Origin of the sequence: Flavobacterium terrisoli, from assembly GCF_030167905.1 — a bacterium.
In the GTDB taxonomy this organism is placed as follows: domain Bacteria; phylum Bacteroidota; class Bacteroidia; order Flavobacteriales; family Flavobacteriaceae; genus Flavobacterium; species Flavobacterium terrisoli.
In genome coordinates this window covers 276,185-302,163 of sequence record NZ_JARGNA010000003.1, presented here as the reverse complement: position 1 = coordinate 302,163, position 25,979 = coordinate 276,185, and the positions used below count along the sequence as shown (strand labels likewise).

Here is a 25,979-nt window from a genome sequence, read left to right as displayed (position 1 = left end):
ATTCTACTCGTATATGTGATGTAAATTTGTAGTAGATTTAAAATCAATAGCAATGCGAAAATCCATTTTTAACTTCTTAATTTTGTTACCACTGTTTGCTTTTACAGCTTGTGGCCAAGACAACAAAACCCAAAACAAAACAACTAAAACGATTGCCATGGAAAACGTAATTTCAAAACCTGAAAACCCATACTATTCTAATACCGATACGGCCAAATTAGTGCTGTCTGATGCCGAATGGAAAAAAGTATTGCCACCCGATTTATATGCTGTCGCGCGTCAGGCTGATACCGAAAGAGCCTTTACCGGAACAATGTGGAAAAGCGACACCAAAGGCACTTACTATTGTGCGGCTTGTGGTTTGAAATTGTTCAAATCGGATCAAAAGTTTGTGAGCAGCTGCGGTTGGCCAAGCTTCTTTGAGCAAGACAACAAAAACAGCATCACATTCAAAGACGACAATTCGTATGGCATGCGCCGAATTGAAGCGCTTTGTGGCAGATGCAACAGTCATTTAGGCCATTTGTTTGATGACGGACCGGAGCCCACCGGAAAACGTTATTGCATGAATGCCATTTCACTGGATTTTGTTCCTGATGCTACAGAAAGCAAAGGTAACACTGACACCATCGTTTTGGGCGGTGGCTGTTATTGGTGTGTTGAAGCCGTTTATGAAAACTTAGACGGTGTGGAAAAAGTAGTTTCCGGGTTTGCCGGCGGAACGGTTGAAAACCCGAGTTATGAGGAAGTTTGTACCGGAAGAACCGGTGCTGCGGAAGTCGTTCAGATTACGTATGACAAAACCAAAACCAATTTGGATGAAATCTTCCAGGTGTTCTTTACCGTTCATGATCCAACAACCTTAAACCGTCAGGGCGCGGATGTAGGAACGCAATACCGTTCGGTAATTTTTTATGCAAATGAAGAGCAAAAGAAATCCGCGGAAAGCATCATAGCCGAATTGAACAAAGAAGTTTTTGGGAACAAAATCGTAACGACTTTAGAGCCGTTTAAAGCCTTTTACAAAGCCAAAGACTACCACCAAAACTATTATGAAAACAATAAAAGTCAACCCTATTGTGAATTGGTCATCCAACCCAAACTGGAAAAATTTGAGAAGGTTTTTAAAGACAGATTGAAAAAGAAACAGTAATAAAAAAGTCCCGATTGCTCGGGACTTTTTGTTATAATATATAATCGGTATTGATAAAATTCGATTCCTTACTGTTGAGCAATTCCTGCAGGATGGCATTGTTATACGCATTGTCTTTGGATGCCACAAAAGTTCGAATTGAGAACGAACGCAAGGCATCGTGAATGCTCAAAGTTCCCAATGCAGAATCTTTTCTTCCGGTAAACGGATAAACATCAGGTCCGCGTTGGCATGAGCTGTTTAAATTCACGCGACAAACCAAATTCACCAACGTATCAATCAATGGTGCAATGGTTTTGATGTCCTGGCCAAACAAACTCACCTGTTGACCATAATTCGATTCTGCCATATCATTCAGCGGTTCCTGGATATCCTTAAAAGTCAGGATTGGAATCACTGGTCCAAATTGTTCTTCATGATACACCCGCATTTCTTTGTTGATTGGGAATAAAACCGCCGGGAATAAATAGTTTTCAGTGCGTTGCCCGCCTTTTTGATTGATCACTTTGGCACCTTTTCCTTGTGCGTCGTCAATCAATTCCTGAAGATAATTGGGTTTGTCTTTTTCAGGAAGCGGTGTTAGTGCCACGCCTTTATCCCAAGGATTCCCGAAAGGCAAAGCATCTACTTTCTCGGAAAATCTTCGGTTGAATTCGGCCGCAATTGATTCATGTACATATAAAATTTTCAACGCGGTACAACGTTGACCATTAAAAGACAATGTTCCCGTGATGCATTCCTGAATCGCCAAATCCAAATCGGCATCGGGCAAAATAATCGCCGGGTTTTTGGCTTCCAGACTTAAAACCAATCGAAGTCGGTTCTTATTCGGATGTAAATCCTGTAAAGCCACCGCCGATTTACTATTGCCAATTAGTGCCAAAACATCTACTTTTCCTGATTTCATCACCGGTGATGCCACTTCTCTGCCTCTACCATAAACAATATTGACTACGCCTTTCGGAAAACTGGTGTGAAAAGCTTCCAGTAAAGGTGTTATCAACAACACGCCATGTTTGGCCGGTTTGAAAACCACGGTATTTCCCATGATAATCGCCGGAATCAGCAATGAGAAAGTCTCATTCAGCGGATAATTATAGGGTCCGAGACAAAGCACAACGCCAAGCGGTCCGCGACGAACCATCGCATTCACGCCCTGGCTTTTGGTAAAACGAGCGCTGTCCCGATCCAACTGTTTGTAATCTTCAATGGTATCATAAATATATTCGACCGTTCGGTCAAATTCTTTTTCAGAATCGGCCAAAGATTTTCCGATTTCCCACATCAGGTACTTCACTACCTCGCTGCGTTTGGTTTTCATCTGACCGACAAAATTTTGCATGCATTTGATTCGGTCGCTGACTTTCATCGTCGGCCACAATCCTTGTCCGTTATTATAAGCTTCAACAGCGGCATTGACGGCTTCATTGCCTTCCTTTTCACCCATCGTAGGAATAGATCCCAAAACGGTTGGCGAATAATGTTCTGTCGAAGAAATAGTAGAGAAAACCGGTGTGGTTTCGCCTGCCCATTTTTTTAATTCTCCGTTGACTAAGTAAGTATCTTGGTTTAGTAAGGTTGTGATTTGAAATTCACTTGGAATAGTATTCATAAAAATGATTTTTTATAAAATTACTACTTCTGTGAAAACCTTCAACCAACTTTTTGAAAAAGAAATTAACTATAACGATGTAAAAAATTGAGCGGCTTAAATTTTAGAGATTAACTCTGAAAAATATGTTGTGCATAATGCCTAAAGTGTAATAATTCTGCATCGTATAACGCGGTGTGATAAAATCGGAAACATCAGAATATTTGCGTTCAAATTCTTTGCTGATAAGGTCTTTGTGATTGTACACATTATAAATAGAAACGCCGATTTTAAAAGTATTTCCTTTTGGGTTTTGGAACTGATAACTGCCCGAAATGTCCAAACGATGGTAATCGGGTAATCTTTCCGCATTATAGGAAGCGATTTCACCCGAATCGTTTATGGTGCTGAATGGCTTTCCACTGTGCCAAAACCAACCCGTAGTGAAAAGAAAGTTATCCCATTTTTTATTGAATGCTACATTAAAACTGTGCTTGATATCGGCATTCGAACTGAAATAATCGCCGTCATTCAAGGCTTCAAATTGGTTTTGTGAATCCTGATAGGTATAAGTCATCCAGGCACGCCAGGATGCTACACTCTTTTGAATCAACACATCAACGCCTTTAGTAAAACCTTGACCGTGGTGGATTTCATTGTCATTTTGGCCCAAAAAGCCTAAGGTAAACGACGTTATTCCGGTAATGTTCTTGTAATAAGCATCAACATCCAAAAGCCAATTGTCCTTTTTGAAAATGAATCCGGTACTGAATTGATTGACTTTTTGGATTGGATATTTACCGTTATCAGACAATACCCAGACATAGTTTTCAAGGCTCAAATCGTTGGCGGCATTTTCGCGCACTTGGCTCAATACCTGACTTCTTCGCTCATAAGAAGCTTGCAAAATCAACGATTTATCCAACGTCTTTTGAATGAGCAAACGAGGTTCGAAACTGGATGCTTTGATTTGGCTATAGTAATTATAGCGCAAACCAGGTTGGAAGTTCCATGTCCCAAAATCCTGTCGGTAATGCGCAAAACCGGCATGAGTTACATTGTAAAGATGTCTCAGACTCAAATCGATACCGATATCCTGATTGTAACTGTTGAACAAATGCGAAATATCGTTTCCAAAAACCTGATACCCGAATTCGAGATTGGATTTTTCATTGACCTGGTAACCAAAATTGAGTTCGGCACCCGAATCTACTACCCTGTTCAGCTTTTTAAACGCTTCAAATTTATCGATGTCATAATCCTGTTTTTTCAGGTAATCAAAGCTATACAGTGAATAAAAAACTAAGACTCTTTGGGTAAATTTTCGACTGTATTTTTGCGTCCAGTTCAGGCTAAAGCCATAATTTTCGATATTCATCCTTTGGTTATTGATGCTATCAGCTTTGATGATGTTTTTATAATCCAGATCATTTTTGATAACCAGGCCAGAAAGCGATATCATGCTTTTCGCATTGGGTTTAAAATTCAGTTTGGCCGAATAATCGTAAAATCTGAACTGATTGTCTTTATCAAAATCCTCAAAATTGGTATTCTGAAAAACCTTATTTTCCAATTGGTTGAACGTTGGCGACTGCAACCATTCCGTATAGGATTTTCGCCCGGAAACCTGCAGTCCCAATTTGTTTTTAACCAATGGTGTTTGTATATAAACATCGGCATTCAGGGCGTTGATTCCGGCGTTGACTTTAAGTTTTTCAGTAATTTGGTCTGTAGATTTGATGTCGATGATACCGGAAACCCTTTCGCCAAACTTAGGATTGACGGCTTTGTTATAATAACTGACGGTTTGCTCGACATTGGGATTAATGCTTGAAATCATCCCAAATAAATGGCCGGGATGATAGAGCCGAATGCCGTCCATCAGAATCAGGTTCTGGTCGGAAGTGCCGCCGCGGATGTACAATCCTGTAGCCGTTTCATTGGGGCTTTTCACTCCGGGCAATTGTTGGAGCGACAATAAAATATCCGCATCGGTTACGCCGGGAAGTGTTTGTACTTTTTGGGGAGAAATGATGTAATGCTGGTTGGTTTTCTTTATGCCTTTGGCCAAAAACTCTTCAACGACAACTTCCTCAAGCCGAATGATTTTTTCTGAATCATCCGTTTCAGGAGCTTTGTTTACCGAATAAAACCGGTCATTGATTTTAACCACTTGTAACGCCGATTGCTTTTCGATTTCGAAATTAATTTCGGTTAAGGAATACAACTTTTTAGGCAAAGAAAAATTTTGTGAAGTCACTAAAGAATCAACATAGGAATATTTAACATCAAAAGCTTTCTCGATATCGGAAAGCACTTTGGTGAGTTTTGCATTGGAATAACCAAAAGTAAATTGCTCCTTTTTTTGTGACCAGGACGACTGTATCCAGCACAAAAAGAAGCACAACAAAACTAGTTTTCTCATTCAGAAATTATAATTTTTCCAGCACTGTCTTTGTTAAATTTTAAATGCAGCGGCAAACAAATCGATTGCAGCGCTACGGTTGATTCCTTATGGGTAAATGCACCCGTGAATTTTACTCTTTCGATGGAAATCGGATAGTCAACCTCGACGTTATATTGATTCTTGAACTGCTCAATCACATAGCGCATTGGCACATTTTTAAAGGATGACTCGCCCGAAATCCACGAAGGTTTGGTCGTTGTTTCGTCAGCCCAATTTTCTGAAGTGCCATTGTAAAAACGAACACTTTCTCCATGGGTCAGAATGGTTGATTTTCCTTTTTGCGTTACCTGAACTTTACCTTCGTAGCAAACCACTTCAAAGAAATCCCCGAAGGCAATCACATTGAATTTGGTCCCCAAAACACGAATGTCGCCGAGTGATGTTACTACGGTAAACGGACTTCCTTTTTCGACTTCAAAAAAAGCTTCACCATCGAGGCACAATGTGCGTTTGTAGCTATAATTGTTGCCATAAACCAACGTTGACTTGGCATTCAAAGACACTTTGGAATGGTCTGCGAGGGTTATCATTTGGGTTTGACCAAACGCCGTTGTAATAGTGTTCTCAGCTATAAAAAAGTGATAAATCCCAAACATCACCAACAAACAAGCGGCAACCGAAGCATAACGCCATAGCGGAACCACTTTAGGTTTTGTTTCTTTTTTATTGGCTAACTTTTGTTTGATCGCGCTGAAGTTTTGCTCCAAATCGGGTTGCCCGATTTCAAAACCGCTTAGTGTATTTTTCAGCTGTTGATAAGCCAAAAAATCTTCCTCCGAAACCAATTGTTTCAATTGTTCGTCGGTTATTTTATCGGCCAACCAATCGGCTAAATACGTTTCGTTCATCTCTTCCATCATATGTTTTTTCAAACGTTTTTCATTACTTTTCTCAAGGACAGCAAGGCTTGATGCATGCGTTTTTCTACTGCTTTTACCGATAAATCCAATGATGCTGCAATTTCAGTATACGACTGGTTGTCAAAACGGTTCATTAAAAATACGGTTCTTTGCTTTTCCGGCAAATCGTTGATGGCTTTTTCCAATTGGGTTTTCAATTCGGTTTCTTCCATCAGAAATTCAGGTGATTCTTTGTGTGATGATTTGGGTTTAAACTTCACCTCAAAATTATTCACGACCTGATTGTGCTTAATTTTATTCAGTGATAATCTGATAGCTGTGGTATACAAAAAGCTTTTGGCTTGTTCGGGCTGAATGATACCGCAATTTTCCCAAAGTTTGACAAAGGCATTTTGGGCTACATCTTCAGCGCTTTCCACATCACCTCTGAATTTATAGACCAAAAAGTTACGCAACACTTTAAAATTAGTGTCAAATACCGAGCGGAATACTGCTTCGGAACAGAGCTTAACATTTTGATTTTCTTCTTTCATAGCTAAAATTACAGACACAACCTTATCGCTAAGGCTGTGTCGCGTAATTAACATTTGATCTTTCCCAGTTTTATTTATATATACTTAATTACAATTAGTGATTATTGCCGATTCAAAAGTGGCTTGGTTAGCAGCAGTAACCGCAATAGAACCGGTTGGTGTATTGAAATTTACTGTTACAGGATAAACAAATGCCGGAATACTTGATTGATTAGGGAAATAATACTGTAACAGTTCCCCGTCATTATTGACCGTAACCAATGCTCCTTGGTATTGAATCTGTACCGGATAATTCATGGTAAAACAGCTACCTAAACCATTCCCGAAATTGGTGGTCAGTATCGGATCACAACTTACAAAATCTGCTTCAGTATAACCTGCACACATTGCATGACATGCATTAGAAAAAGTTATAGTTATAAAATTAACCGGATCATTTACACAAACAGGATTATAATCCGCAGTACAAATACAAGAGCTTCCTGCACAATCGTTATTGATTTCGTAAAATTCATATAAATCGTTTACTACAACGGTCTCATTGTTTAGGATAATCGAAATTGGGAATACTATATTCAATTGATAAGTACTGGTTCCTGTTGGAGTTGAAACGTATTGCATCAATTCTGCCTGTGTTTCGATTACAACAGTTGTGTTATTGGCGTCGACAATCGAAATCGGATAAACAATTTCATAACAGGTAAAATCAAAAACACAATCGTTTACGGTCTGGAAATTAGTACAGCCCAAAATCAGCGCATAAAATTCCGCTTCGTTATTAATGGTGGTAACGGTACCTTCTTCCTGAACCTGGAACGGGAAAGCAATTCCATCGATGTACAATGCAGCATTTTCAGTGGCTAAAATATCAAGCAATCCCTGAGCCGAATTAACCTCAACCGTGGTTCCGTTATTGTACGAAAGTGTTATGGGATAAACAAAACTGAAACAGAAGAATTGATCCTGTGTTTCCAAATCATTTTTGCCACTGATGTTGTTGGCTTTCTTAATTTCGTTTAAGGTGGTTCTTAACGAAATACTTTTGGTGGTTACCGCTTCGTTTTCTACCGGATCATTATCGGTACAAGAATAGAAACCTGCGACAGCTACAGTCAATAGCAACAGTAAAATTTTAATCTTTTTCATCTTATTTATAATTTAGGTGTTTTAAGATTAGACAACACAAAATGCCATCACCCTACTTTTTTTAATAAATTTATACTTTTACCTTTATAATATTCTTTTGTTATGAAAAATTTTTTTTTGATTCTGATATTTCTCTCTTCAGCTTTGTGTTTTTCACAAAGGCTAAAATGCACTGTTTACCTGACCGATGGTACAACTAAAGAAGGCGTCAGCCGATTTAAGGCCAATGATGATGTTAAATTCAGAATGACTGATGACAGTGAGCCAGAAATAATTTCAAAGGAAAAAATCGAAAAAATAAACCTGGAGGAAAACGGAATCATAGGAACATACCGTTATAAAATTGCAACAGAGGAAATCGGTTTATGGTTAAAAGAAGAAGCTGTGGGTGAAGTTTGCCTATATTCCACCAGGGTTTCGGGATTCTTTTACGGTGGTGGAGCCAGTTTTAATTCCGCAGGAGGCGTAGGAGTCGGCGCCGGAGTGATGATGGGTGGCGGTGAGGTGATTCATTATTATGTTTGCCACCAGAATGATACTGAAGTCTTTAAAATCACTTCGATAGGCAACATCAGCAAAAACTTTAAAAAAGCAGCCTCAGAATTTTTTAAGGACTGCCCTGAACTGGTTGGAAAAATTGAGTCTAAAGAATTTAAAAAAGATGATATAGAAAAAGTGGTTTGGTTTTACAACAATCATTGTGTGACCAAATAATTATTTCTCCATTAAAGCGGCCGCAATCTTAAGTGCGCACTTTTCACCATCAATCGCCGCAGAAATAATTCCTCCGGCAAATCCGGCGCCTTCACCACAAGGATATAATCCTTTGATTTGCAGATGTTCCAAGGTTTCATTGTCACGCGGAATTCGTACCGGTGAAGAAGTTCGGCTTTCAGGAGCGTGAAGTATCGCTTCATTGGTCATATAACCACGCATCGATTTACCAAACTGCACAAAACCTTCTCGCATAATTTGGGTTAAGAACCCTGGAAATACTTCTCCCATTTCTACCGAAGTCGTTCCGGGAACATAAGAAGTTTTAGGAATAGAAGCCGAAATTTTATTTTGGGTAAAATCGACCATTCTTTGTGCCGGTACTTTTTGAGTCTGTCCGGCCAAAAGCCAGGCTTTTTGTTCGATACTTTTTTGGAATTCCATTCCGGCCAGTGCTCCAAATTTGGCAAAAGGTTTAAAGTCTTCGAATTTTAATTCGACTACAATACCCGAGTTGGCAGTCGCCTGATCACGCTTTGAGGGCGACCAACCATTGGTTACCACTTCTCCCGGACTCGTAGCACAAGGCGCAATTACACCACCGGGACACATACAAAACGAATACATGCCACGACCATTCACTTGCTTCACAATCGAATATGGAGCCGGAGGCAAATGCTCACCACGGAAATCACAACTGTATTGAATCTTATCAATCAATTCCTGCGGATGTTCGGCACGAACGCCTAGCGCAAAAGGCTTGGCTTCGATAAAAATCCTTTTTCTGTCGAGCAATTCAAAAATATCACGAGCGGAATGTCCGGTGGCCAAAATGACTTTATTGGCCGAAATCGTATCGCCGTTTTGGGTCACAACTCCCTGCATTTCATTGTTCTTTACTACAAAATCGGTAACTCTGGTTTCAAACAAAACCTGACCGCCGCATTCGATGATTTTCTCTCGAATATCTTGAATGATTTGTGGTAATTTATTGGTTCCAATGTGCGGATGAGCTTCAACTAAAATATCGGGCGTTGCCCCAAAACCAACCAACAATTGCAAAATTCTGTCGACATCACCGCGCTTTTTGGAACGTGTATAAAGTTTTCCATCCGAATAAGTTCCTGCACCACCTTCGCCAAAACAGTAATTGGAATCTTCATTGACAATATGATCGACATTGATGGCTTTCAAGTCACGACGACGACCGCGAACGTCTTTTCCGCGTTCGAGCACGATTGGTTTTAAACCCAATTCGATTAATTGCAATGCAGCGAAAAGTCCGGCCGGACCAGCACCAACGATGATTACTTCCTGAGCATTGGAAACATTTTGGTATTCGGGAAGTTCAATTTTTTGCTCAATATATTTTTCATCAATCAGATAAACTAAAACCTTAAGATTGATCTTGATTGCTTTTTGACGCGCGTCAATAGATCGCTTTAGGATTACAACTTTGTGAACCAATTTAGTAGAAACCCGAACTGATTTGGCCACATACTCATTCAACAAACTTTCGTTTGCTGCTATTTCAGGAGAAACTTGTATGAGTAATTCTTGTGGCATGATTTATTTTTTACTTCAAGTGGCAAAAGTAAGGAATTGAAGTTATTTTTTGGCTTCAAAAGCACGCAAAGCAAAAGAAGCCAACCAATGTTCGCCTTCATAATTGCCGTCAACAATAGATGGCAGGGAAAAGTTCAGGTGATAATCGGCTAAAGATTTGAGATGCGAAAATTCCTTTGGATACTGATGAATCAACGCATAAAGATTCCAGGCTCTGCTGAAATTCAATCCGTCCAGGTGTACCAAATGCCCATCAGTTCGGTCGGAAACACGGGCCACTTCCCAGGTAAATTTCCTTTTAAACAATTGAGGCGCGAACTTTTTGAGCCAAACCAAAAAATCTTCCTTTGTCAAAACGCGTTGCATCAAAGCCATTTCTTCCAAACAAGGCGAAAGGAAATCAGTACCACTTGGTTCCCAGTTAAACGGGCAGTTTTCATCTTTTTGAAACAGTCGAACCGCATTGTCTTTGATGCTTTTTTGAAAGTCCAGGTTTTTAGAATGCACCGCATAATCCCATGCAAATGTCAATCCGAAAGCAGTGTTGGTATGGGTTCCAACCCTAACCGGATACAGTAATTTGGGCAAAAATTCGGTATAGCGTTCGATGATAATATTGGAAAGCGGTTTTAGGTTTTGGGCCAACTCAGCTGCGAAAAGTTCGTTGTAAGTTTCGAGTTCGAGTTGCAATTTGAGCAACCAATTCCAGCCATAAGTACGTTCAAAAGATTTCTCATGTTTCTTATTCAAGTAATCAATTTCGGCTTGGACATTTTCTTTGGACAAATTGGTTTTCAGTTTTTGGATGATCAATTCGCGGTTGGACAAATTTGGAAATCTTTTCAGCAAATACACCAAACTCCAATGTCCGTGAACCGAAGAATGCCAATCAAAGCAACCATAAAATGTTGGATGTAAAGCTTTAGGCGATTTTATTTCAGTGCTGTCAACAAGCATTTGCCCTAATTTATTCGGGTATTCCTGTTGCAGGCATTTCATTGGTAAACTGGCCAAATGATTGGCTTGCTGCAAAGTCAGTTCCTGCGCCAAAGCACTACAACAACACAACAACAATAAATAATTTAGGTATCGCATAAAAAAGGGTTTTTCAAATGTAGCAAAAAGTTACCTTTGCCAAACTATTTCAATGTTATGTCAAGACAAATAAAACTTATTTGGGATTTTCGCGGACCGGCTGCAGCCAAAACAGCGGAACATCATGAAATTCATTTAAAGGAATACATCGCAATTGAGAAACTTCCGATAAACATTACCGGTTTTGAAATCAAAAATGAAATGCATGCCATTGCCTTTATGGTCGTAACCGATGAAAATATGATACAAATCCGTGATAGTCTTAAGCCACACCGTGGTGAATTATATATTTAGCCTATTCACCTTAATTCCAAAGACTAAGCACGATTAAACGCCCCGTTTAAAAGGAAGACGCGTCTATTTTAGCTATCTAAATTCAGTCATTTTGATAGTGTACCCTAAAATAAAAAGGTTATAAGTATTTAGATTTGGTTTGTTAATTAAACCAACCCTATTTTATGACTTCAGATTACTTTTTAAAATCCCTCTCGCATCTCAGCAATGATGGATTAAAAACACCTAAAGAAAAAGCTCCTTTTGTAAAAAGGATTTTATCGATTATCATGTTTTTGCTCATTGCAATGAGCATGCAATCACAAACCACATTTACTTCGGTACAATCGGGTAATTATAACGATCCGGCAACTTGGGGTACAGCAACTGCGCCAACTTCAATTGACCATGTCGTGATTAGTTCAGGAAACACTGTTTTGCTTAATGATTGGTTTACCGCCAATAATGTAACCATCAACGGAGAATTAGACAGTAGCGAAGCTTCATGGGAATTTATCGTAAACGGAAATCTGACCGTTGCCAACGGTGGATTATTCAAAGGAATTTATCTTTATTCTGCACCTTGGGGCAGTTATAATAAAGGAATTCAACTTACTGTTGCCGGTAACATCACCAATAACGGTAGAATTGATTTATCCGAAGGTTCGAGTTATGAGCCTCAGGGCGTTCTGAATATGATTGGAACAACTGTTCAAACCGTGAGTGGTTTGGGAACATTTGGAGGCACTTTTTATACAACAGACAATACCAACAACGGAGCGGTGATTAATCAATTGATTATTAATAATACCGCTATAGCCACGCCAAATGTGGTATGGGGATTTAACAACATCAAAATTAAGAGTGCAATTACACTTACAAATGCCCGTGTTGAGTTAGGCACCAATAAAATGACCATTGGAAATTATGGTACTGCCAATACTGTTTGTATGGCAGGAAATGGATTCCTTAGCGGAACTATCGGAAGATGGTATAGTAACTATGATAACCTTACATCTATCCCTTCAGGCATAGATTACAATAGTGACCGAACTGTCTTTCCTTTTATCAGTGTCAACGGTAAAAGCAGATCGGCTTTTATTTCAAGACCTACAGACAACTCAGGTTCGGGAACAGCTGGCGAACTTTCTGTAGCCTATTATGATGCTCCGGGAGTTTCTTCCGGATTTTCAGTTGTTGATGGCGGTTATACGGTAACTGATATTTACGAAGGTGCATGGGTTATTGCCAAAGATGCTAATTATACATTTCCGATGGGAAATCATTCAATCGCTTTTTCTGCTGAGGAAGCTTATTTAATCATGAATGGCAATTCCAGAATTGTGAAGGCTGACGGAACAGTTGTTGGTACACATCAATCGGGAACCATTACGCCATTTGCCTCAAGAATTGGTCTTGCCGATACTGATTTAGACAATGTTTTTCAGGTAGGTTATAATGCTGCTTTAGACACTCCGATAACTTCTGTTCAATCGGGTAATTGGAATGACGCAGCAACTTGGAGCACTAATAGTATTCCGGCTTGTGGAGATACGGTAACTATTCTTCCGGGACATACCATAACCGTTAACTCGGTTAGTTCTGCAGCAGGTGTAAACATTGCTTTCGGTGCCACTTTAGTTAGTGAATCATCAAGTTTAACCGTTGGTTGTACCAATAACAATGCGGCTTTTTCCAACAGAGGAACTTATACCATCAACGGAGGTTCACTTATTGTTAATGGTAATGTTTTACATGCCGATGGAAGTACATTCAATCAAATCGGCGGAGATATCATTGTAGACGGTAACCATAACGGTGATGCTGCTACCAGTACAGACCAAACCTTATTCAAAATAGGAGAATCATCCTTAAACCTAACCGCAGGTAAAATTACGATTGTGGACCCGGCGGTAACAAGTACAACTCCAGCAACAGCGCATACCATAACTTCTATTGAAGCCTGTATAGGTTGGTTCTGCTGGTTCCCGACAAATATCTTTGTAGATGCTGTGGACGGTATTGAAATTGGACAGGTTATTGTTGGTAACGGTATTCCGGCTGGAACGGTAGTCGCTGGTGTAAACATGGATGGTTCAATCAATACCAATCCAAGTTTGCCTGTAACAGGATTAAGCTTACCGTTAAGCATATCATTTCATACGGTAAACAAATCTCCTTCAACATTTACCTATGAATCAAACAATCATTATACAGCGAGTGTTAATCATACGTTACAAATGGGTGACGGAGTTTCAACGGAGAAAAGCGCTGTAACCACGAATGGTTTTAATTGTAATTTCAGGGTTCTTGATGGTGCAATTTCCTTAGGTAACCTGATTGTCAATGCGCCGGATGCAACAGACAGATTCGTTAATTTAGATCCTAACAATTATAACTATAATGTTGTCATGAATGTACAAAATGACTTTACGCTTGTACAAGGAAAATTAAAAGGAATAAATCTTGATACTTACTTTGGAGGAAATATTGTAAATAATGGAGCCATGAACCTAACAAATATGGCGCTGGGTAATTATCTTGATGGCAGTTTTGTGGCTACATCTTTACCGCAAACCATCTCCGGAACAGGAACTTTTAACGCACAGGCCGATGTTATCCTTAATACTGAGTTCAATACAGGTTCAGTTACCCAGTTAAAGGTTAATAACGAAAGTAATGCCGGCGTAACATTTATGATACCTTTCAATGTGGTTAACGGATTAATCATGGAAAATGGAATCATTCACACTTCAGCTACGAGTGTACTGAAAGTAGGAACACCTTCATTGGCGTACACAGCTTATCTTTCAGGAAATTTCGGAGCCAATTGTTATATCGACGGTCCGTTTGCCAAAGACATCAGTGGTGGTCAAAATGCCACTGCGCTGAATGATGGTTCGGGACTTTATGAAAAATTCTTTTTCCCTGTAGGGAAATCATTTTACGCGCCAATTTGGGTTGGCGTAACAACTCCTGACGGAGGATTTGAAAGTCCGGGAGCCAATATAAAAGTAGAGGCTTTTGATACCAATACCGGAACAGAATCTACTAACATTGCCCATTTAAGTCAAAACAGATGGGAAGTTTCAAAAACTGCCGGAACCGTTACTGATTTCAATATCAGACTGGCTGATCCAACTGCAATCGAAACCAGCATTATTGTTCAGGCACCGTCAGCTTCAGGAGTTTATGACAATGATTTTGGAATAACGGCTACCTATGAAACTTTAGGAGGATTATCCACCTTAACCTCAACTACAGATCCATTGCCGTTTTCAGGTTTTGAAGGTTATTTTTCTACTGCCAGACAGGCAGAATGTACAGCAGTAAATCCGGGAAGTACAATAGCTTCTGAAACTAATGTTTGTAACGGAAAATCAGTTGACTTGAGCTTGGAAAACATTGTCGTAGGTGAAGGAATCGGTTACCAATGGCAAAGTTCTACAAACGGCATAGATTACACCGACATCCCGGCCGCTACAGCAACTAGTTGTTCAGCTACGCCTTTGACAAATACTTACTATCGTTGTAACGTAACTTGCTATTTTAGCTCAACAACAGTTCCTTCAACACCGATTCAAATCACCTTAAACAATACTATACTTACTACTACTCCGGCTACTATTTGTTTGCCAACTGACACTGCGATTTTGTTAGCGACGTCATCAGCTGGTGATGTTAAGTGGTATGCTTCACAAACCGGTGGTGCTGCTTTGGCAACAGGAAATTCATTTACAACTCCTGTGCTTGCTTCAACAACAACTTTCTATGCAGGAACAGAATCTACCACTAACGGTACAGCAGGCTTTACCTATACCGAAGACGGATATGGAAATGGAGGTTTGAACAAAGGTGTAGCTTTTAACTTGTCCAATGCGACCATTTTAAATTCTGTTAAGGTTTATCCACAACAAAATCCTGGAGGAACAGGACCAATGCCAATTACGGTTAAAGTATTCCAAAATGGTGTTCAGGTACCAGGTACTTCTGAAGTTGTTTTTACACCAAACACTTTCTCAAGTTGGTCTCCTACCACTACTGCTCAAACTGTAACGCTTGGCTATCAATTACCAGCAGGTGATAATTATTCGCTTGAAATTACGGACGGTGGTTCTTATGACAATGCATTGGCTTATGTAAGTGTATGGCCAAATCCATTCCCGGTTACCAATGGCGCTGTGACTATTACCGGCGGTATAAACAATGGCAGTATTGATGTTTACAGTTATTACTACTTCTTCAATTGGGATATTACTGAAGTATGTTCTTCAGCAAGGGTTGCGGTTACAGCTACGGTACAAACCCCTGAAGAATGTGATTTAGGAAATCCTTCTGCTCAGTTATTAAACAGAGTGGTTGCTTATCCAAATCCTTATTCACAAACCTTTAAATTAGACATTCAAACGAATAACCCATCAGATGTTGTTGTCAATGTTTATGATATGGTTGGAAGATTAATCGAACACAGAGCGGTTAGCTTCAATGACATTTCAAATGTGGAAATCGGGAACGGATATCCTTCCGGGATTTATAACGTAACGGTAACGCAAGAAGGAAAAGCAAAAACACTTCAGGTGATAAAAAGATAAACACTAAACTTCACACAACTAAAAACGGCTACTTTATGGGTAGCCGTTTTTTTATTTCTTCTATAGTCCTTAAAACTGTGACTGCGACTGTAAACTCTAGTTCGCCACTTCGCTGATAAATTTGATTCGCATCAGGCGCAGCTCTTCAATATCATAATCACCATCAAATTCCTTAAGCGCTTCTTCGATTTTATCCGATTCAGAATCCATAAAATAATCGTGGATCTCTTCCTGTTGGTCTTCGTCTAAAATTTCGTTAATCCAATAGTCGATATTGAGCTTGGTTCCCGAATATACGATTTGCTCCATTTCTTTCAAGAGCGTGTCCATATTCATTCCTTTCGCTTTGGCAATGTCTTCAAGCGATAGTTTTCGGTCGATGTTTTGGATGATGTATAATTTATTGGACGAATTGGCACCGGTAGATTTTACCACCAAATCATCCGGACGAATGATGTCATTGTCCTCAACATATCTTTCAATCAGTTCGACAAATTCATTGCCGTACTTTTTGGCCTTACCTTCTCCAACGCCATGAACATTACTCAATTCATCAATCGTAATCGGGTATTTTAACGCCATGTCTTCCAATGACGGATCCTGGAACACCACAAATGGTGGCACGCCTAATTTTTTCGCTACTTTTTTACGCAACTCACGCAACATTCCCATTAAGGCTTCATCGGCTGTTCCACTCGATTTTGCTGCCGTTACAATGGCTTCGTCTTCACTTTCGCTGTATTCATGGTCTTCCGACATCATGAATGAAATCGGATTCTTGATAAACTCATGGCCTCGGTCGGAAACTTTTAAAATCCCGTAGGTTTCAATGTCTTTATTGAGCAGTCCATCGACTAAAACCTGGCGGATCAACGCCATCCAGTAGCGTTCATCAAAGGCCGAACCGCAACCAAAAAAGGTTTGGGCATCCGTTCGGTGTGCTTTTATAGTGGCATTTACCCTTCCGATGAGCGTAAATACAATTTCTTTTGATTTGTATAAATGTTTGGTATCGCGAACGACTTCCAATAACATTTTAACTTCGTCTTTGGCTTCGACTTTGCTTTTTGGGTTGCGAACATTGTCATCCATATCGGCACCTTCTCCGGTTTCGCTGTCAAATTCTTCACCGAAATAATGCAACAGGAATTTACGTCTCGACATCGAAGTTTCGGCATACGCCACGACTTCCTGAAGCAATGCAAAACCAATTTCCTGTTCGGCCACCGGTTTGCCCGACATAAATTTTTCCAATTTTTCCACATCTTTATAGGAGTAGTACGCCAAACAATGGCCTTCTCCTCCATCGCGACCGGCACGTCCGGTTTCCTGATAATAACTTTCCAGTGATTTTGGGATATCGTGATGGATCACAAAACGAACATCCGGTTTGTCGATTCCCATTCCGAAAGCAATCGTTGCCACAACCACTTCCACATCTTCCATCAGGAACATGTCCTGGTGTTTGGCTCTGGTTTTGGCGTCCAATCCGGCGTGGTATGGAACCGCACTAATTCCGTTTACCTGAAGCACTTCGGCGATTTCTTCCACCTTCTTTCGGCTCAGGCAATAAATGATTCCCGATTTGCCTTTGTGTTGTTTGATAAAGCGAATGATATCCGCTTCGATATTTTTGGTTTTGGTGCGTACTTCGTAAAATAAATTTGGACGGTTAAACGATGCCTTAAATGTGGTCGCATCAGACATATCCAAATTCTTCAGGATATCTTCCTGAACTTTTGGCGTAGCCGTAGCGGTTAAACCGATTACAGGTACGTCGCCCAACTGCTTGATAATGTGCCTCAGATTTCGGTATTCGGGTCTGAAATCATGTCCCCATTCCGAAATACAGTGTGCTTCATCAATCGCTACGAATGATATCGGCACGCTTTGCAGAAATTCCACATATTCCTCTTTGGTCAAAGATTCCGGAGCGACATAAAGCAGCTTCGTGATTCCTGACGTAATATCTTTTTTAACCTGAGTGATTTCAGTTTTGGTCAATGACGAGTTGAGTACATGGGCAATCCCGTTTTCAGAAGACAAACTCCTGATGGCATCGACCTGATTTTTCATTAAGGCAATCAATGGTGAAACCACTATTGCTGTTCCTTCTTGTATTAATGCGGGTAATTGGTAACAAAGTGATTTTCCACCACCTGTCGGCATTATAACGAATGTATTATGTTTAGTGATAATACTTTTTATGACTTGTTCCTGTAGACCTTTAAATTGGCTGAAACCAAAATACTTTTTTAATTCCTTGTGGATGTCAATTTCGTTTAAATTCATTCTGTGTTAATGGTATTTTTACATAAATTTGCAAACATAAAGATACGACTTTCTTTTATACATACAAATTTTATATTATTTCAATTTTGATACCTAAAGAAACCATTTTAGCCTCTGCCAAAAAGACAATATTATCAGAAAGTGAAGCCATTGCAAAGCTGGTAGATTTTGTAAATGACGATTTTGTAAAAACAGTTGAAATCATATACAACGGAACCGGGAGGTTAGTAGTCACCGGAATTGGCAAAAGTGCCATCATCGCGCAAAAAATTGTGGCTACTTTAAATTCCACCGGAACACCATCATTATTCCTTCACGCTTCAGAAGCCATTCATGGTGATTTGGGCATGGTACAACCCGGTGATGTGGTGATTTGTATTTCCAAAAGTGGTAACAGCCCTGAGATAAAAGTATTGGTGCCGTTATTGAAACGTTTTGGCAACAAATTGGTAGCCATAACCGGAAATACAACCTCATTTTTGGGCAAAGAAGCTGATTATGTTTTGAATACCTATGTAGAAAGTGAAGCCTGCCCAATTAATCTGGCACCAACGAACAGCACAACAGCCCAATTGGTTATGGGAGATGCTTTGGCGGTTTGCCTTATGGAAATGAGAAACTTCACAGCCGAAGACTTTGCCAAATACCATCCCGGTGGTGCTTTGGGTAAAAAACTGTTACTTCGTGTGGGCGATATGCTCGATACTACACATAAACCGATTGTCGCACCTAATTCCAATATCAAAACGGTTATTGTAGAAATCTCCGAAAAACGTTTGGGTGTTACGGCCGTGGTTGATGACAACAAAGTAATCGGAATCATTACCGATGGTGATATTAGAAGAATGCTCAACAAAACTGATACGATTTCAGGTTTGGTCGCCAAAGACATTATGACGGTCAATCCGAAAACGATTAAATCTACCGACATGGTGAGTGATGCATTGAACATCTTGGAGGATTTCTCTATCACGCAATTAGTAGTGGTTGATAACGGCGAATACAAAGGCGTTATCCATTTACATGACATTTTAAAAGAAGGAATTGTATAATGGCTAGAAAACCTATGGGCGAGATGTCATTCTTAGATCATCTCGAAGAATTAAGATGGTTATTGGTAAGAAGTACGTTGGCAGTCGTAATTATTGCCTGTGCCTGTTATTTTATTGACGATTATATTTTTGATACAATTATTTTTGGGCCAAAAGACCCCAATTTTGTTACTTATAAATTCTTTTGTGAATTAACCCGTTTTTTTGGCGTTGATGATACATACGCCTGTGCGACAGATTATTCGTTTATCATCCAGAACACTGAAGTCGGTGGACAGTTTTCCATTTATTTATGGATATTGGTCGCGGCCGGATTTATCCTGGGTTTCCCTTATATTCTCTACGAATTTTGGCGTTTTATCAGTCCGGCACTTTATGAAAAGGAGCGCAAGAATGCAGCTATTTTTATCATCGTTTCGTCATTGTTGTTTTTCATTGGCGTATTGTTTGGTTATTTTGTGATTGTGCCTTTGTCAATTAACTTTTTCGCAACTTTTAATATAAGTCACCAAGTCGTGAATCAGTTTACAATTGAGTCTTATATCAGCATGATTAAAATGTCTTTGATTGCCAGCGGATTGTTATTCGAAATGCCTATTATCATTTATTTCCTGACCAAATTAGGATTGGTTGGCCCGGCATTCTTAAGAAAATACAGAAGAGCTGCAATTGTCATCATTTTGATTGTGGCTGCGATAGTAACGCCACCGGATATTCCAAGCCAGGTTGTGGTTTCCATTCCGATGTTGATTTTATATGAAGTGAGTATTTTAATTTCCGCAATAGTGGTTAAAAAAGAGAAAGAAAATGTCTGATTTAGTACAAGAATTTAACGACTATCGTTCCAGAATGAACGAGAAGTTATTGGCCGACAACAACAAAATTGTCAAACGAATTTTCAATTTGGATACCAATGCTTATGCCGAAGGCGCTTTGGATGTAAAAACCAAAGAACTTTTAGGTTTAGTGGCTTCGACGGTCTTGCGTTGTGATGATTGTATCAAATATCATTTGGAAACCAGTTACAAAGAAGGCATCACCAAAGAAGAAATGATGGAAGCTATGGGTATTGCTACTTTAGTTGGCGGCACCATTGTGATTCCGCATTTGAGAAGAGCTTACGAGTTTTGGGAAGCTTTGGAAGCAACCAAATAATTGTTAAAGCCAACCATTGTTAAAACGATAATTTGTTTATTTGCAGCAAATACAATTTCAGTAAATGAAACTAAGAGCAGAAAATTTAGTCAAAACCTATAAAGGCAGAAGCGTTGTTAAAGGCATTTCCGTGGAAGTGAACCAAGGAGAAATCGTTGGGCTTTTGGGGCCGAACGGTGCCGGAAAAACCACTTCTTTCTATATGATTGTCGGATTGGTCAAACCCAATTCGGGGAATATTTATCTGGATGACATGAACATCACCGAATTCCCGATGTACAAACGCGCGCAGAACGGTATTGGCTATTTGGCTCAGGAAGCTTCTGTGTTCAGAAAACTGAGTATTGAAGACAATATTTTGAGTGTATTGCAACTGACTTCACTTTCCAAAGAAGAACAAGTAGCCAAAATGGAAAGCCTGATTGCCGAATTTAGTTTGGAACACATCCGAACCAACCGCGGTGATTTATTATCCGGTGGTGAAAGACGTAGAACAGAAATTGCCCGCGCTTTGGCAACCGATCCAAAGTTTATTTTGTTGGACGAACCGTTCGCCGGAGTTGACCCGGTGGCTGTAGAAGACATTCAGCGCATTGTAGCGCAGTTAAAAAATAAAAACATCGGAATCCTGATTACCGACCACAACGTTCAGGAAACGTTGGCTATTACCGATAAAACCTATTTGATGTTTGAAGGCGGCATTCTAAAAGCCGGAATCCCGGAAGAATTAGCCGCTGACGAAATGGTGAGAAAGGTTTATCTCGGACAAAACTTTGAGTTGCGTAAAAAGAAACTGCATTTTTAAGCAAGAAAATAGAGAATAGACTACAGAAAATAGACTTTCATTATGCAAGGAACTTCGAAAAAGAATTGGAAATTTGGTTTATTTTATTTCAATAAAGAAGACCAACGTGTTTTTGTTGAAAAGCCCAACCCAAATTATGGTATTACCCTAAATTTTGCCAATCCAAAAGCTTATGTAGCGCTATTATTAGCCGCTTTATTTTTCGGATTTATAGTTTATATGATTACAAAAAAAGCTTCCTAACTGGAAGCTTTTTTGTTGACTATATTATTGATAACCGACAGTAACACATAAAGCAAAATAATCAACGGTACCGCCAGTATCTGAAGGAAAACCAGCATCAGAACGGAGATGGCCAAAAAGAAAATCTGCAGTTTGTATTTGGCAACACTAAAATTCTTAATCTTTAAGGAAAATAAAGGAATTTTAGCATTCATAACATAGGCGCTTAACGCTGTTAATAGCAATAAAAACCAACAATTATATGAAAAGCCCATATCAATTTCAGTATGGAAATAGTTCGCTACCAATGGTAAACTCGTGATAAAAAGTGCATTTGCGGGAGTCGGCACACCAATAAAACTATCCGACTGCCTAGTGTCAATATTAAATTTGGCCAAACGATAACAAGCTCCTAGCGTGATAATAAAACCCAAATAAGGCAGCGAAATATCAAACCAATCCAGATTGGAAACATATAGATTCTTCCGATCCATCAATAATTGATACATCACAAACCCAGGAACAACGCCACTGGTCACCATATCGGCTAAAGAATCCAACTGCACGCCTAATGGTCCTGAAACACCAAACTTTCGGGCAAAAAAACCATCAAAAAAGTCGAAGAAAATCCCCAAACAAACAAAATAAAACGCCCAATCAAATTCATTCCCGGCAACCAAAACCACCGCCACGCAACCACAAAACAGATTCAACATCGTAAATAAATTCGGAATCAGCCTTTTGATATTCATTTGTGGTTGGGTTTATTTTTTTAAAGATTTACAAATTTAATACAATAAGTTGCAGACTTCTGCGTTTTATATTAGAGATTTTTATGTGATATTTGTAAAAAGAAAAATTGCCTTGAAAAAAACGATTGCTATTCTGCTACTTTTCATTAGCCTAATTACTCATGCTCAAGCCGTTAGAAAATACTCGAATGAGTTTATGAATATAGGCGTTGATGCAGCAGCATTAGGTATGTCGAATGCCGTGACAGCTTTTACGGGCGATGTCAATTCGGGTTATTGGAATCCGGCTGGTTTGTTAAAAATTGAAGACAGCGAAGCGGCTTTGATGCACGCGAGTTATTTTGCCAATATTGCCCAATATGATTATGCGGCTTACGCCAAAAAAATAGACGATGGCAGCGCTTGGGGTGTTTCCCTAATCCGTTTTGGGGTGGATGACATCTTAAATACCACGCAATTAATCGACAGCGAAGGCAATATCGACTACAACAGGATCAGTCTTTTTTCTACCGCCGATTATGGTTTGACTTTTTCCTATGCCCGAAGAATGAAATTGGAAGGCTTTCAATATGGCGTAAATGCCAAAGTCATCCGCAGGATCATTGGGGATTTTGCCAATTCCTGGGGATTTGGTTTTGATGCCGGTTTGCAGTTTGACCGCAACGATTGGCACTTCGGATTGATGCTTCGCGATATCACAACAACCTATAACGTTTGGGCAATTGACGAAGAAAAATTCGAAGAAATCAGTGAAGCGGTTGAAGGCCAGAATCAGGAATTACCGGAAAGCACTGAGATTACTTTACCAAAAGCCCAATTGGGTATCGCCAAGAAATTTGAATTCCACTACGACTATACTTTGCTCGCAGCAGTCAATCTGAACATGCAGTTTGCCCGAACCAACGATGTCATTTCGACCGATGCGGTAAGCATTGATCCGGCGCTGGGGTTTGAATTTGGCTACACCGATTTGGTTTTTCTCCGTGCCGGTGTTGGTAATTTCCAAAACGCCGAACAATTGGATGGTACTAAAAAAGTCAGCTTCCAGCCGAATATTGGTTTAGGATTTAAATACAAAGGCATACAGGTAGATTATGCGTTGACCGATTTGGGTGACCAAAGTGCGGCTTTGTACTCCAATATTTTTTCAGTGAAAGTTGATTTGAGCATCTTTAGATAAAAAGCCATGTTGAAAAAAGTACTTCTATTCCTTCTACTCGTTTTTAGTTTAAATACTTTTTCACAAAGTCCGAAACTTTCCGAAAGTACACAAATCAGTATTTTTACCTGTGGCCGAGGCGAACAGTTGTATTCCACTTTTGGGCATACTGCCTTGCGAATTAAAGATGATGCGAACCAACTCGATGTCGTTTTCAATTATGGTGCTTTCGACTTCAGGACAGAGAATTTCTATCTGAAGTTTGTCAAAGGTGATTTGCAATATTTTATGAATGTGACTTCGTTTGAAGATTTTATCCTAGAATACCAGATGGATAAAAGAGAAGTCATTGAACAAACGCTGAGCTTGCCGTTAAGCAGTAAACAAAAGCTCTTTGATGAATTGAGTGCAGCGCTTTATACTTCCGAAAAATATTATACCTATAAGTTCATCGACCGAAATTGTACGACGATGGTGGTAGAAAAAATCAACGGTTTATTGGACCAAACCCAAATTCAGAAAGTCGATGACAAAACCATAAGCTACAGAACATTACTTTATCCTTATTTCGAGAACTACTTTTGGTACAAATTGGGAATCAACATTGTTTTCGGAGCCAAAACAGACAAAGACGCCGAAAAATTATTCCTCCCGGTGGAATTGATGAATAGTCTGGACAAAGCTACTGTTGATGGAAAACCATTGGTATCCGCAAAGAAAACCATCCTTCCCGGAACTGAAAAAGTCGTGGGATTCTCTTTCTTCAACAGCATTTACCTGATTATTGCCTTTTTGGTTGTGCTCATCGCCATCAACAAACGCTGGTTGTTTTTGAGCTATCTTTTTGTTTGCGGATTGTTTGGTGTTTTCCTTTGCCTTATTGGATTTTATTCCGACCACAGCGAATTGCTTTGGAATTACAACGCCTTATTGTTTAGCCCGTTGTTTTTGGTTTTGCCATTTTTGAAAAACACTACATTGAACAGAATCAGCCATATCTGCATTGCGCTTTTATTCATTTACTCCATTATCATGGTCAACAAACCACATTTGGGAATCATGTTGCCATTCATCCTGACTGCTTTCTATATGCTTTTGAAAATCAACGGCAGAAATCCATTAAAACTATTGTCCCCGGTAAAATAAAACCGTACTAAAGGTTTTAAACATGATGCTAAAGTCAAGGAAAAGACTTCGGTGTTTGATATAATACAAATCGTATTGGAGTTTGATCAAGCTGTCATCAATTGTTTCCCCATAAGAATAGTTGACTTGTGCCCAACCGGTTAATCCCGGTTTTATTACGTGTCTTGTTTCGTAGAAAGGCATTACTTCGGCGATTTCGTTGACAAAAACCGGTCTTTCCGGTCTTGGGCCAATCACTGCCATATCGCCTTTTAAGATATTCAGGAATTGCGGAAACTCATCAATCCTTGATTTTCTCATGATTTTACCAAATGGCGTCACTCTTGAATCATTGGTTGTTGCAAACACAGCACCTGCCGATTCGGCATTCTTTATCATGGTACGAAACTTCACAATATTGAATATTTTTCCGTTCTTCCCTACTCTTTCCTGGGTGTAAAATAATTTTCCTTTGTTGCCAAAAAGATTTCCGATAAACACCAATGGAATCAAAGCAGCTCCGATTACCAGTCCGATGATAGAAATAACGATTTCCAGAAAACGAACCACAATCAAATACAAATGATTCTGATTGCTTCGGCTAAACGGGAAATAACGGTAAAAATCCCTTGATACATATTGCACAGGAATACGTTGGGTTATATTCTCATATACTTGAGTATACTCACGGATGATATAACCGTTTTCGAGCAGATGGATCAATTGATTATAGAGTTTTACGGTAATACCATCCGTTTTTTGGGAAGCAATGACAATCTCTGAAATGGAATTTTTCTTTACAAAGGTTTCCAGGTCATTAATCTCAATGTTTTTAATTTTGGATGAAATAGCAGCTCCTAAATTGGCACTATCCGAATTGACAAATCCCAATACGCGGTAATGAGGATCTGCGCTTTCCAATCCGTCAATCAATTCGGTGACCTGTTCCTTATCACAAATCAGGATTACTTTTTTCAAAAAACGATTCGAAGCAAAAAAACGCACATATATCATTCTCCAGGTAAGCAGAGCCACGAATATCGCTATGAAAAAGAAAAAAATCTGAATACGGTTGGATGGTAAGACCGGTGTATAAATTGGCGTTAATAGGTAAAGCAACACTGTGGTAGACGAAGTCAGAATGATACTTTTAATCACCTGATACTGATTGCTCGCCACCTGCAAATTGTACATTTCAAATACAGAACCGAGAAAGTTCAGGTAGAATGCCAAAACGATGGTCCAGTAAAAGTTGGTTGTGGAAATATTGAAATAATTAAACTTGAATACAATTCCGACGATGTACAAAGAAACAAGCACAGAAATAACATCAAAAAGCCTTAAAAGAATCTTTCTTTCAGAAACTTCAAAATGTATGTCCTTGTATTTGTTCATGTTTTTAATAACAGCTTGTTTTTTGAAGTCGC

21 protein-coding genes are annotated in these 25,979 nt (G+C 39.4%); 11 read left to right on the top strand and 10 right to left on the bottom strand.

Annotated features, from left to right (window positions below; translation table 11 throughout):
• The first annotated feature begins 52 nt into the window (after positions 1–52).
• Complete coding sequence (locus tag P1K33_RS05370) at positions 53–1,153, top strand: bifunctional methionine sulfoxide reductase B/A protein (RefSeq protein ID WP_372508202.1); 1,101 nt, start codon at positions 53–55, stop codon at positions 1,151–1,153.
• A 31-nt stretch (positions 1,154–1,184) separates the two neighbouring features.
• Here the strand turns inward: P1K33_RS05370 and P1K33_RS05365 are convergent, their stop codons facing one another.
• From P1K33_RS05365 to P1K33_RS05345, 5 genes are all read right to left on the bottom strand, one after another.
• Entirely contained in the window at positions 1,185–2,765 is a 1,581-nt protein-coding gene (locus P1K33_RS05365) for an NADP-dependent glyceraldehyde-3-phosphate dehydrogenase (protein ID WP_284651867.1), read from the bottom strand.
• Positions 2,766–2,868: 103 nt separating this feature from the next.
• Positions 2,869–5,169 (bottom strand): TonB-dependent receptor plug domain-containing protein, encoded by a 2,301-nt coding sequence (locus P1K33_RS05360; RefSeq protein WP_284651866.1) that lies wholly within the window; start codon positions 5,167–5,169, stop codon positions 2,869–2,871.
• A complete protein-coding gene (locus tag P1K33_RS05355; RefSeq protein WP_284651865.1) occupies positions 5,166–6,083 on the bottom strand; it encodes a FecR family protein in 918 nt (305 codons plus the stop codon). The genes P1K33_RS05360 and P1K33_RS05355 overlap by 4 nt, the downstream gene beginning before the upstream one ends.
• The gene (locus tag P1K33_RS05350) at positions 6,080–6,604 is read right to left on the bottom strand and encodes an RNA polymerase sigma factor (RefSeq protein WP_284651864.1); all 525 of its coding nucleotides are present in this window, start codon (positions 6,602–6,604) and stop codon (positions 6,080–6,082) included. The genes P1K33_RS05355 and P1K33_RS05350 overlap by 4 nt, the downstream gene beginning before the upstream one ends.
• Positions 6,605–6,688: 84 nt before the next feature.
• A complete protein-coding gene (locus tag P1K33_RS05345) occupies positions 6,689–7,750 on the bottom strand; it encodes a hypothetical protein (protein ID WP_284651863.1) in 1,062 nt (353 codons plus the stop codon).
• A gap of 102 nt (positions 7,751–7,852) precedes the next feature.
• On the opposite strand from P1K33_RS05345, the gene P1K33_RS05340 reads away from it, so the two are divergent.
• Positions 7,853–8,464, top strand: a complete 612-nt coding sequence (locus tag P1K33_RS05340) for a hypothetical protein (RefSeq protein ID WP_284651862.1) — start codon at positions 7,853–7,855, stop codon at positions 8,462–8,464.
• Here P1K33_RS05340 and P1K33_RS05335 read toward each other — a convergent pair whose 3' ends face one another.
• A complete protein-coding gene (locus tag P1K33_RS05335) occupies positions 8,465–10,030 on the bottom strand; it encodes an NAD(P)/FAD-dependent oxidoreductase (RefSeq protein ID WP_284651861.1) in 1,566 nt (521 codons plus the stop codon).
• A 42-nt stretch (positions 10,031–10,072) separates the two neighbouring features.
• Positions 10,073–11,125, bottom strand: a complete 1,053-nt coding sequence (locus tag P1K33_RS05330; RefSeq protein ID WP_284651860.1) for a DUF2891 domain-containing protein — start codon at positions 11,123–11,125, stop codon at positions 10,073–10,075.
• 57 nt (positions 11,126–11,182) lie between these two features.
• On the opposite strand from P1K33_RS05330, the gene P1K33_RS05325 reads away from it, so the two are divergent.
• Both P1K33_RS05325 and P1K33_RS05320 read left to right on the top strand, forming a co-directional pair.
• Entirely contained in the window at positions 11,183–11,419 is a 237-nt protein-coding gene (locus P1K33_RS05325; protein WP_284651859.1) for a hypothetical protein, read from the top strand.
• A 164-nt stretch (positions 11,420–11,583) separates the two neighbouring features.
• The gene (locus tag P1K33_RS05320; RefSeq protein ID WP_284651858.1) at positions 11,584–15,990 is read left to right on the top strand and encodes a DUF8696 domain-containing protein; all 4,407 of its coding nucleotides are present in this window, start codon (positions 11,584–11,586) and stop codon (positions 15,988–15,990) included.
• Positions 15,991–16,086: 96 nt separating this feature from the next.
• Here P1K33_RS05320 and recQ read toward each other — a convergent pair whose 3' ends face one another.
• Positions 16,087–18,282 (bottom strand): DNA helicase RecQ, encoded by a 2,196-nt coding sequence (gene recQ, locus P1K33_RS05315; RefSeq protein WP_284651857.1) that lies wholly within the window; start codon positions 18,280–18,282, stop codon positions 16,087–16,089.
• A gap of 86 nt (positions 18,283–18,368) precedes the next feature.
• On the opposite strand from recQ, the gene P1K33_RS05310 reads away from it, so the two are divergent.
• The 5 genes from P1K33_RS05310 to P1K33_RS05290 all read left to right on the top strand — a co-directional run bounded on the left by P1K33_RS05310 (position 18,369) and on the right by P1K33_RS05290 (position 21,537).
• Positions 18,369–19,334, top strand: coding sequence for a KpsF/GutQ family sugar-phosphate isomerase (locus P1K33_RS05310; RefSeq protein ID WP_284651856.1), 966 nt, complete (start codon positions 18,369–18,371; stop codon positions 19,332–19,334).
• Positions 19,334–20,149: a twin-arginine translocase subunit TatC gene (tatC, locus tag P1K33_RS05305; RefSeq protein WP_284651855.1), complete on the top strand. Its 816-nt coding sequence runs from the start codon at positions 19,334–19,336 to the stop codon at positions 20,147–20,149. Before P1K33_RS05310 ends, tatC begins: the two co-directional genes overlap by 1 nt.
• Positions 20,142–20,489, top strand: coding sequence for a carboxymuconolactone decarboxylase family protein (locus tag P1K33_RS05300; RefSeq protein ID WP_284651854.1), 348 nt, complete (start codon positions 20,142–20,144; stop codon positions 20,487–20,489). The genes tatC and P1K33_RS05300 overlap by 8 nt, the downstream gene beginning before the upstream one ends.
• Before the next feature lie 64 nt (positions 20,490–20,553).
• The gene (lptB, locus tag P1K33_RS05295) at positions 20,554–21,294 is read left to right on the top strand and encodes an LPS export ABC transporter ATP-binding protein (RefSeq protein ID WP_284651853.1); all 741 of its coding nucleotides are present in this window, start codon (positions 20,554–20,556) and stop codon (positions 21,292–21,294) included.
• 42 nt (positions 21,295–21,336) lie between these two features.
• On the top strand, positions 21,337–21,537 hold the full coding sequence (locus P1K33_RS05290; RefSeq protein WP_284651852.1) for a DUF5808 domain-containing protein: 201 nt from the start codon (positions 21,337–21,339) through the stop codon (positions 21,535–21,537).
• On the opposite strand, the gene P1K33_RS05285 is transcribed toward P1K33_RS05290, so the two are convergent.
• Positions 21,534–22,268 (bottom strand): CDP-alcohol phosphatidyltransferase family protein, encoded by a 735-nt coding sequence (locus P1K33_RS05285; protein WP_284651851.1) that lies wholly within the window; start codon positions 22,266–22,268, stop codon positions 21,534–21,536. The two genes, P1K33_RS05290 and P1K33_RS05285, sit on opposite strands and share 4 nt — an antisense overlap.
• Before the next feature lie 112 nt (positions 22,269–22,380).
• Between P1K33_RS05285 and P1K33_RS05280 the strand changes: the two genes are divergently transcribed.
• Complete coding sequence (locus tag P1K33_RS05280; protein WP_443667532.1) at positions 22,381–23,448, top strand: putative type IX sorting system protein PorV2; 1,068 nt, start codon at positions 22,381–22,383, stop codon at positions 23,446–23,448.
• A 6-nt stretch (positions 23,449–23,454) separates the two neighbouring features.
• Entirely contained in the window at positions 23,455–24,573 is a 1,119-nt protein-coding gene (locus P1K33_RS05275) for a lipoprotein N-acyltransferase Lnb domain-containing protein (protein WP_284651849.1), read from the top strand.
• Here the strand turns inward: P1K33_RS05275 and P1K33_RS05270 are convergent.
• A complete protein-coding gene (locus P1K33_RS05270) occupies positions 24,553–25,947 on the bottom strand; it encodes an exopolysaccharide biosynthesis polyprenyl glycosylphosphotransferase (protein WP_284651848.1) in 1,395 nt (464 codons plus the stop codon). The two genes, P1K33_RS05275 and P1K33_RS05270, sit on opposite strands and share 21 nt — an antisense overlap.
• Positions 25,948–25,979 lie beyond the last annotated feature (32 nt).